Annotated in this window: 11 protein-coding genes; 1 reads left to right on the forward strand and 10 read right to left on the reverse strand. The window is 68.0% G+C overall.

The annotated features are described in order from the left end of the window. The coding region (locus P3W85_RS07310; protein WP_276264293.1) for a hypothetical protein at nt 1-569 on the reverse strand (569 nt) is incomplete at its 3' end. 417 nt (nt 570-986) lie between these two features. Here P3W85_RS07310 and P3W85_RS07315 point away from each other — a divergent pair. After that, nucleotides 987-1,385 carry a helix-turn-helix domain-containing protein gene (locus tag P3W85_RS07315; protein ID WP_276264294.1) on the forward strand — a complete coding sequence of 133 codons (399 nt, stop codon included), beginning with the start codon at nt 987-989 and terminating at the stop codon, nt 1,383-1,385. Nucleotides 1,386-1,412: 27 nt separating this feature from the next. On the opposite strand, the gene P3W85_RS07320 is transcribed toward P3W85_RS07315, so the two are convergent. The 9 genes from P3W85_RS07320 to P3W85_RS07360 form a co-directional block, all read right to left on the reverse strand. Beyond that, nucleotides 1,413-2,432, reverse strand: a complete 1,020-nt coding sequence (locus P3W85_RS07320; RefSeq protein ID WP_276264295.1) for a threonine ammonia-lyase — start codon at nt 2,430-2,432, stop codon at nt 1,413-1,415. Nucleotides 2,433-2,829: 397 nt separating this feature from the next. Continuing rightward, entirely contained in the window at nt 2,830-3,459 is a 630-nt protein-coding gene (gene ureG / locus P3W85_RS07325; RefSeq protein ID WP_276264296.1) for an urease accessory protein UreG, read from the reverse strand. 87 nt (nt 3,460-3,546) lie between these two features. Then, a complete protein-coding gene (locus P3W85_RS07330; RefSeq protein ID WP_017225925.1) occupies nt 3,547-4,239 on the reverse strand; it encodes an urease accessory protein UreF in 693 nt (230 codons plus the stop codon). 164 nt (nt 4,240-4,403) lie between these two features. After that, a complete protein-coding gene (gene ureE, locus P3W85_RS07335) occupies nt 4,404-5,015 on the reverse strand; it encodes an urease accessory protein UreE (RefSeq protein WP_276264297.1) in 612 nt (203 codons plus the stop codon). A gap of 17 nt (nt 5,016-5,032) precedes the next feature. Next, nucleotides 5,033-6,751 carry an urease subunit alpha gene (ureC, locus tag P3W85_RS07340; protein WP_017225923.1) on the reverse strand — a complete coding sequence of 573 codons (1,719 nt, stop codon included), beginning with the start codon at nt 6,749-6,751 and terminating at the stop codon, nt 5,033-5,035. Further along, nucleotides 6,751-7,056 carry an urease subunit beta gene (locus tag P3W85_RS07345; RefSeq protein ID WP_017225922.1) on the reverse strand — a complete coding sequence of 102 codons (306 nt, stop codon included), beginning with the start codon at nt 7,054-7,056 and terminating at the stop codon, nt 6,751-6,753. The genes ureC and P3W85_RS07345 overlap by 1 nt, the downstream gene beginning before the upstream one ends. A 19-nt stretch (nt 7,057-7,075) precedes the next feature. Next, the gene (locus P3W85_RS07350; protein WP_276264298.1) at nt 7,076-7,690 is read right to left on the reverse strand and encodes a HupE/UreJ family protein; all 615 of its coding nucleotides are present in this window, start codon (nt 7,688-7,690) and stop codon (nt 7,076-7,078) included. Between the two features lie 114 nt (nt 7,691-7,804). Then, nucleotides 7,805-8,107 carry an urease subunit gamma gene (locus tag P3W85_RS07355; protein WP_017229757.1) on the reverse strand — a complete coding sequence of 101 codons (303 nt, stop codon included), beginning with the start codon at nt 8,105-8,107 and terminating at the stop codon, nt 7,805-7,807. An 80-nt stretch (nt 8,108-8,187) separates the two neighbouring features. Next, complete coding sequence (locus tag P3W85_RS07360; RefSeq protein WP_276264299.1) at nt 8,188-9,081, reverse strand: urease accessory protein UreD; 894 nt, start codon at nt 9,079-9,081, stop codon at nt 8,188-8,190. Nucleotides 9,082-9,240 lie beyond the last annotated feature (159 nt).

Consider the following 9,240-nt stretch of genomic DNA (forward strand, 5'->3'; position numbering starts at 1 on the left):
CACTCCGGCTCCCCCTCTCCCAGCGCGACAAAGGCCGCGTTGAGGCGCGGCAAGGCAGGCGCCGCGCGCGCATGATCTTCCGGCAGCCCGGGTGCGAACCGCTCTCCCCGCAACAGGACATCGATCGCCCCGGCGCCGGCCGTGCCCAGCCAGCGTTGCGCCTGGCCACTGGCAAACGCGTCGAAGCAGCTCGTCATTCCCGCCCCGACCAGCCCGACGGTTTCCGGATCCAGGATCACACGGATCAGCACGCTGTCCTGCAACGCCGCCAGATGCAGGCGCTCGCCCTGGCGCAGCGCATGGATGCCGCCGGGGGACAGCAGCGCCGCGTCGCCGCCGCACGGCGTCAGCTTGATGGTGCCGCGCAGGCACGCCCACCACTCGGCGCGGGCCGTGACGATGCCGGACTGCATCGCGCCCTGCGGCAGGAAGATGTAATCGCCGCTGCTGCCCAGCCCGGCGGCTTCGGGCACCACCCTCACCTGCAGGCCAAGGCGCAGATCCGAAGCATCACCGCCGGCCAGTATTTCTCCGCGCATCTGCGCATCGAACAAGGAAAAAATACGCATTCGCTCCCTCCTCCGCGTGGTGGAAAAATGCAAGCGCGCTTCCTGGGAGGTGGAATGCCCGTGATTGGATTTTTCCGTGACTGGATCCCTGCCACCTTCCGCGTGTTGCCCGCCCCGTCCTGTCCTGGCGTCGGAGCCCGGGCCTGCCCCGTATCGTTTTGACACGTTTTGGCGAGCAATCCGATGGCATGATTCGCAGGTTGTCGCAGAGAGACTTCCACCAATAAGTTACATTCTTCCGTCACGATGACTCGCGGTGACAATTGTGACAATTGCCGGAATCTCGGCGTAATTCCCCAAAAACCGCCATATTCCAAGGGTCTTTGGCACGTAACCTATAGTGCGACATACTATAAGGCGTCGCCACAAAGAGGTCAAATCCTTAGCCTCGCTCCAATCTCATTCAGGAATCGGGCCATGGTCGGTGATCCTCTCAAGTCATTCGGGCTGCACTTGGCGGAGTTGCGCAAACAGCGCGGCTGGTCGCAGGAAAAGCTTGCCCTGGAAAGCGGCATGGCGCGCTCCTACCTCAGCGGGATCGAACGTGGCGTGCGCAACGTGTCCCTGGTCAATATCTGCGCGCTGGCCGGCACACTCGGCGTGAACACCAGCGAGATGTTGAACTTCGACGACGGCAATGGCAGGGGCAACGGCGGAAGCGGCGCCCTGGTGCTGGAGCAGAAGTGCGCCGAGTTCAATATCACGCCAGCCCAGCGCCTGACCGTGCGGCATATGGCGCTGATGAACGACACCGAACAGGACGCCGTCGCCGGCATAGCGCGCGTGATTGCCGCCAGGGCCGCCAAGGATCTGTAGCGGCGCCAGGGCAACGCACTGCAAGCGTCAGGCGGCGCCGGCAACCGCATCCGGCGCCAGCAGTTCGCCAAAACGCGCCGCGTCGAGGTTGGCCCCGCACAGGATCAGCGCCACCTTCTTTCCGGCCAGTGTCTTGCGCAGCGGCCCCAGCAACGCCGCCGTCGAAACCGCGGTGGCCGGCTCGGTCGCCAGCTTCATGTCTCGATAGAGGATGCGCATGGCAGCGCGCGTCGCCGCATCGGACACCCGCACCATGCCGTCGACGAACTGCCGGCATACGCCGTAGCTGTAATCGAGCGCATAGGGCGCGCCCAGGCTGTCGGCGATGGTGTCCACACGCTCCAGCGCCTGCGGCCGTCCGGCCTCGAAACTCCGGTTCATGGCGTCGGCGCCCTCCGGCTCCGCGCCGTAGACCTTGCAGGCCGGATTGAGCTGCTTGACCGCCGCGGCAATGCCGGCGCACAAGCCGCCGCCGCCCACCGGCACCACCACCGCATCCAGCCCTGCCACCTGGCGCATCAGCTCCAGCCCCACGGTCGCCGTGCCCTGGGCGATCAGGGGTCCGTCGTAGGGGTGCACCATGGTCCGGCCCTCCTGCGCCTCCAGTTGCTGCGCATGGGCAAAGGCGGCATGCACGTCCGGCAGCAACAGCACCTCGGCGCCGGCCTCGCGGCAGGCTTGCACGCGTGCCGGACTGGCGCTGGCCGGCATCGCCAGCTTGGCGCCGACACCGGATACCCTGGCCGCGTAGGCGACCGCCATCGCATGGTTGCCGGCACTGGCCGCCACCACGCCACGCGCGCGCGCTGCGGCGCTCAGCTGGCCGATGCTATTGAGCGCGCCGCGCACCTTGAAGGTGCCGGTGAGCTGGAACAGTTCCAGCTTGAACCACACCTCCGTGCCAGCATCGAGTTCCAGCGCGGCGCCGGTCTGCCAGCGCCATACGGGTGTTTCCAGCACCTTGCCCTGCAGCCGCCGCGCGGTCTCCTGGATTTCGGGCAGGGTGGGATAGCGGGCTTGGGCGCGCAGGTCGGAAAGGTCGGACATCGGGTGTTCTCCATTGCATCGGAATCGGTTGGTCGCGCGCAGGCCCGCATGGCCATGCGCGTCAAGGGCAGACCACGGGCCACCGAGCACCAGCCAAAGCCGCAGCTCAGCGACCCCGGATAATTCGAATAATGGAGAACGGGAAGGAGAAGGCGGACAGGGACGCGCGGGCGCATTCCTGCAGCAGCTCGGCGCCCACGCATGCAGCGGCGTCACCGGTATCGGTGCCGCGGCGGAGCGAAGAAGGGGCGAGCGAAGTCAACTTCATGGAGCGGCCAGTATGCCACAGCCGCCGCCGTTGGCAAATAGCACGCCGGGCGCGGCGCCAGCGTCCATGACTTCGACGTGACGCAGCAGACGGTGGCACCGGCGGAAAGACGCACCGCCTGCGCCAGCCTTACACGCCCAGCATGCCCTGGCGCTCGATAAAGGCAATCACCTGGTCCAGCCCCTGTCCCGACTTGACGCTGCCCATCACGAACGGGCGCGTGCCGCGCATCTTGCGCGCATCGCTTTCCATCACCTCCAGGCTGGCGCCCACATACGGTGCCAGGTCGGTCTTGTTGATCACCAGCAGGTCCGACTTGGTGATGCCCGGCCCACCCTTGCGCGGGATCTTCTCGCCGCCGGCCACGTCGATCACGTAGATGGTCAGGTCCGACAGCTCCGGGCTGAAGGTGGCGGCAAGGTTGTCGCCGCCGGACTCGATAAAGACGATATCGGCATTGGGAAACTTCGCCAGCATGCGGTCCACTGCCTCCAGGTTGATCGAGGCATCCTCGCGGATCGCGGTATGCGGGCAGCCGCCTGTTTCCACGCCCATGATGCGCTCGGCCGGCAAGGCGCCGGAAACCGTCAGCAGGCGCTGGTCTTCCTTGGTATAGATATCGTTGGTGATGGCCACCAGGTCATAGCGCTCGCGCATGGCCTTGCACAGCATCTCCAGCAGGGTGGTCTTGCCGGAACCGACGGGGCCGCCCACGCCGACGCGCAACGGGGGATTCTTCTTGGTACGGGCCTGGGTCATGATGGAAATATTGCCTTGGTGATCGTTGGATGATCGTTGGGGGATTCGCGCCATGTCAGCGCTGGCCGCCTGCCGCGCAGCCCGCGCTCAGGAACGGAACAGCCTGGAATACTGTGTCTCGTGCCGCGCCGACAGCAGGCCAAGCATCGGGGAGAAGGTCGACAGCATCGGCGGCTCTGCGTCAGCGCGGCGCACGGCTTCCTCCACGGTCTGCAGCACCGCCGGATGCAGCCGGCGCAGGATGTGCTGCCCCGCCACCTGGCCCAGCGGCACCGCCTTGAGCGCGGCGGCCACCTGGTTTTCCGCCCAGGTGAAGCAATAGGCCGCCAGCCCGTCGCGCTCGTCCACATCGAGCGCCACGCAAGCCGCGGCGAAGGCAGTCGGCAGGCACGCCGGCGACAATGCCGCCAGCTGCGCGCGCAGCGCCGCATCGCCCCACTCCATCTGCGCCACCAGGCGGGCCAGCGACCAGCCCATCTGTTCAGTCTCCAGCCGCAGCTCGGCGCTCTCGCGCGTCGCGTGGAACCAGCCGTTCCATTCGGCGAGGCCCTGCGCATCAAGCACGCGCCAACGGCGATGCAGCAGCAGCCAAAGCGGCGCCTCGCACTGCGACTGCACTTCCAGCAGGTTGCTTCGCACCCACTGCTCCGCGCTGTCCGCGTCGTGCACCATGCCGCAATCGATGGCCGCCTCCAGGCCCTGCGAATAGCTGAAGCCGCCGATCGGCAACGCCGGGGAAGCCAGGTGCAGCAGGGAGACGAGTTGGGAGAGCTGGGTCATGGGTGCCTGCTTCCAGGCCGGCGCCTTCCGGCGCCCAGGCCACCGGAGGTCGCCGGCGCCGGTGCGCGCCCGCCTTCTCTCCCTCTCCCGCCTGCGGGAGAGGGGAATTCCGGCGTCGGGACTTGGGGGCGCGGTGGCTTGCTCATGCGTCGGAGGCGGTGAATTCAGTGCTTGTGCCCGCAATGCGCGTCATGCACATGCGGCGCATGATCGTGATCGTGATCGTGACCGTGCGAGTGGCCATGATCGTGATCGTGCCCATGGTGCTCATGGAACACGGCCTGCGCGGTGGCGTAGTCCTCGGCAAAGGTGGCATCGTGGCCATGCTTGTGGCCGCCGCCGTAGGCGCCGGCCTCGGGCTCGAACGGCAGTTCGGCGCGCTCGGCCCGCACCCCGAGGCGCGCCAGCATGTCCGCCAGCACCGGGTCGTATTCCAGGCGCAAGTAATCGCGCCCGACTTCCACCGGCGTGTGCCGGTTGCCGAGGTGGTAGGCGGCGCGCATCAGCGCCTGCGGATCGCTGGCGCCCACCTGCAGCACCGACTCGGGCGCGGCCAGCACCTCGACGAAGATGCCGCCTTCGGTAACCAGCAGGTCGCCGCCGCGCAGCACGGTGCCGCGCGGCAGGAACAGCGCCACCTCCTCGCCATTGTCCAGCGTGGCGCGCAGGCGGCTCTTGCTGCGTTCGGCGAAGGGCAGCTCCAGCTTGGGCGCGCGGCGCACCAGCACGGCGGCGATGCCGTGCGGGGCGCTCAGGTGTTTGTCGATTTTTTGCAAGGCGGACTCTTCAGTCTTCAGAACAGGAAATAACGTTGCGCCATCGGCAGCACGGTGGCCGGCTCGCAGATCAGCAACTGGCCGTCGGCCACCACCTGGTAGGTCTCGGGATCCACCGTGACGTGGGGCTGCCAGTCATTGTGCACCATATCGCGCTTGCTCACGGTGCGCGTGCCGCGTACCGCCGACAGCACCTTGTTCAGGCCATAGCGCCCACCCACATCGGCGGCCAGCGCGGCCTGCGAGACGAAGGTCAGCGACGACTTGTGCAAGGCCCTGCCGGCCGCGGCGAACATCGGCCGGTAGTGCACCGGTTGCGGCGTCGGGATCGAGGCATTGGGGTCGCCCATCGCCGCGGCGGCGATCATCCCGCCCTTGAGGATCAGGCTCGGCTTGACGCCGAAGAAGGCCGGCTTCCACAACACCAGGTCGGCCCACTTCCCTACCTCGATCGAGCCGACTTCATGCGCGATGCCGTGCGTGAGCGCGGGGTTGATGGTGTACTTGGCGATATAGCGCTTGACACGGAAATTGTCGTGGCCGCCACGCGCGTCGTTGGGGTCTCCCGGCAGCTTGCCGCGCTGCGCGGCCATCTTGTGCGCGGTCTGCCAGGTGCGGATGATGACCTCGCCAACCCGGCCCATGGCCTGGGAATCGCTTGAGATCATGGAGAAGGCGCCGAGGTCGTGCAGGATGTCCTCGGCGGCGATGGTCTCGCGGCGGATGCGGCTTTCGGCAAAGGCGATGTCCTCGGCGATCGACGGATCCAGGTGATGGCACACCATCAGCATGTCGAGGTGTTCGTCGAGCGTGTTGACGGTGTACGGCCGGGTCGGGTTGGTCGACGAGGGCAGCACATTGGGCTCGCCGCACACCTTGATGATGTCCGGCGCGTGGCCGCCGCCGGCGCCTTCGGTGTGATACGTATGGATGGTGCGGCCCTTGAACGCGGCCACGGTGGCTTCGACGAAGCCGGCCTCGTTCAGCGTATCGGTGTGGATCGCCACCTGGGTGTCGGTGGCATCCGCCACGCCCAGGCAGGTGTCGATGGCCGCGGGCGTGGTGCCCCAGTCTTCATGCAGCTTGAGCCCGATGGCGCCGGCCTCGACCTGCTCCGTGAGCGGTCCCGGCTGGCTGGCGTTGCCCTTGCCGAGCAGGCCGATATTCATCGGGTAGGCCTCGGCCGCCTGCAGCATGCGCTCCATGAACCAGGGGCCCGGCGTGACGGTGGTCGCGAAGGTGCCGGTGGCCGGCCCGGTACCGCCGCCGATCATGGTGGTGACACCGCTCATCAACGCTTCTTCGATCTGCTGCGGGCAGATGAAATGGATGTGGCTGTCGATGCCGCCGGCGGTCACGATCATGCCCTCGCCCGCGATCACCTCGGTGCCCGGGCCGACCACGATGGTCACGCCGGGCTGGATGTCCGGATTGCCCGCCTTGCCGATGGACGCGATGCGGCCGTCCTTGAGGCCGATGTCGGCCTTGACGATGCCCCAGTGATCGACGATCAGCGCATTGGTGATGACGGTGTCGACGCAATCCCTGGCCATGCGCTGGCTCTGCCCCATGCCATCGCGGATCACCTTGCCGCCGCCGAATTTCACTTCTTCGCCGTAGATGGTGAAGTCTTTCTCCACCTCGATGACGAGCCCGGTATCGGCCAGCCGCAGGCGGTCGCCGGTGGTCGGGCCAAACATCTCGGCATAGGCCTGCCTGGAGATTTTCACGCTCATCACAGCGCTCCCATGATCTTGCCGTTGAAGCCGTAGACGATGCGCGCGCCGGACAGCGCCACCAGCTCCACCGTGCGGCGCTGGCCCGGCTCGAAGCGCACGGCGGTGCCCGCGGCGATATTCAGCCGGAAGCCGCGCGCGGCCTCCCGGTCGAACTCCAGCGCGGCGTTGGTCTCGTAGAAATGGAAATGCGAGCCGACCTGGATCGGCCGGTCGCCGGTATTGGCCACCGTCACGCTCACCGTGGGGCGGCCGGCATTGAGTTCGATCTCGCCCTCTGCGGGCATCAGTTCACCGGGAATCATGCTGGGCTCCTCGTCGGGATCAGGCGACCATCAGGCCGACGCCATACAGTGCCACGCCGGCGCCCGCCACCCGCGCCAGCCAGCCCGCCTGCCGGCGCAGCGCGGCGCCCAGGCCGATGCCCGACAGGTGCAGCGCCATGGTGGCGACCGTGAAGCCGCCGACGTACGCGAGCGCCGCCGGCAGCGCGCCGGCCGTGGCCGGCAGTTCGGCGCCGTGCGCGTAGCCATGGAAGACCGCGAAGCCGCCCGCGATGGCCATGCCCGCCCAGGCCGGCAACCTGGCGCGCAGCGCCACCAGCAGGCCGATCGCCACCAGCGAGGCGGCGATCATCGGCTCCACCAGCGGCAGCGCGAGGCCGCACAGGCCGAGCGCGGCGCCGGCCAGCATCAGGGCAACGAACGCAAAGGGCATGCGCAGCGTCTCGCGCGGCGAGTTTGCCCCGAGCGCGCTCCATACCCCCACGCCCGCCATGGCGAGCAGGTGATCCATGCCGGTGAATGGATGCAGCAAGCCTGCCCACAGGCTGGCGCCGACAGTCGCGGCGTCGTGCCCGGGATGGGCCATGACTGCGGTGCTGGCCAGCGCCAGCGAGACACCCGCCATGGCGGCGCGGGAGCGGTTGGAACGGTTCATGTCTTGACCTCGTATTCTGGTTCAGCGGATTGCGCAAGCCCTGGCGGGCAGGCGGAGAAAAACCACAAAGGCACCATCGACGGACGCACGCAGGACACCCACCCGGTACCCGCCTCAGACGATCGGATGATGCACGGTGACCAGCTTGGTGCCGTCCGGGAAGGTGGCTTCCACCTGGATCTCGGGGATCAGTTCGGCCACCCCGTCCATCACGTCCTCGCGCGCCAGCACCGTGGTGCCTTCGTGCATCAGCTCGGCCACGGTGCGGCCGTCGCGCGCGCCTTCCATGATGGCGGCGGTGATCAGCGCCACCGCCTCGGGATAGTTGAGCTTGAGCCCGCGCGCGCGGCGGCGTTCGGCCAGCAGTGCGGCGGTGAAGATCAACAGCTTGTCTTTTTCTCGCGGAGTCAGTTCCATGCCGGTATTCCCGAAGTTGCTTGTTTTATGTCTGCGCTGGCTGGCTTGCCGCGCAATCCTGCGCGCCTACGCCAGCGCACTCACGTCGCCCACAATCTCAACGGCTTCGCCGCGACGCCGTGGATGGGCTCGCGCAACACGCTCCAAGCCATTGCCATCACGTGGCGGACGGCTTCCATCTCCGCGCCCAGCACGCGCAGCAGCAGCATCGGCTGGCCGGCCTGCTCGAGCCGCGTCACGCCCGCGCGCAGTGCCGGCCGATACGGCAGTTGCCCCGCCAGCATCTCGGCCAGCGCCTGCGTGGCGCCCTCTCCCACCGCCCACAGCGTGCCCATGACATTGAGTCCGTCAAGGCCGGCCACCGCATGGCGCAGCGCCGAACCGGCATCCAGCCGCGCACTCTCGATCCACAGCGCACGGTTGCCATCCTGCCCCTGCCCCTGTACCGGAACCTGCACCCGCGTTTCCAGCCACAGCGTACCGCGCGCCCAGGTTTCGCCGCTCGCCTGGCGCCCCAGCACCACGGCATCCCAGCCGATCGCGCTGGCGCCGGGCGCCACCGTCACCGTGGTGGCGAGGCGGGCATGCGCGTCGTCGAAGACGATGTTCTCCTGCGGCAGCCAGTCCACCCGCGCGCCGGCTTCCAGCGTCAGCGTGACGCGCTGCGCGGCCTCGCGGCCGAGCGACTTGTACCACTTGGTTGCGCCGGGCGTGGCCAGCACCGCATGGGCGCCGGCGCCCACCGCAATATCGATCTGCAGGCTGTCGCCGCCGGCAACCCCGGCGGGTGGATGCAGGATCACGGCGTGGCAGATGGCGCCCTCGGGATAGAGCGGCTTTTGCACCAGCAAAGGCCCACGGTGGCGGCGCTCGACCAGCGCGCTGCGCTCGCCCCGCTGGGCAAACCGCAGGCGCAGGCTGGCCTCCCATGCGGGTGGCACGGCGAGGGTCGAAGGAAAGTCCGGATGACGCATGAATGATGGAATGGCGACGCGGCGGTCGTGCATCGTGCGCTCGATGCGGGCATCATAGCGCGGGGCTCGGGAGGCTGGAAGTGGCATTGGCGAAGCGCTGCAGATGGCGGATTGCGTGTCTTCCGCCGCTGCCGGCACCGGCCTTCTCCCCCGGCGCCC

This window comes from Cupriavidus basilensis (assembly GCF_029335485.1).
GTDB lineage: Bacteria > Pseudomonadota > Gammaproteobacteria > Burkholderiales > Burkholderiaceae > Cupriavidus > Cupriavidus basilensis_E.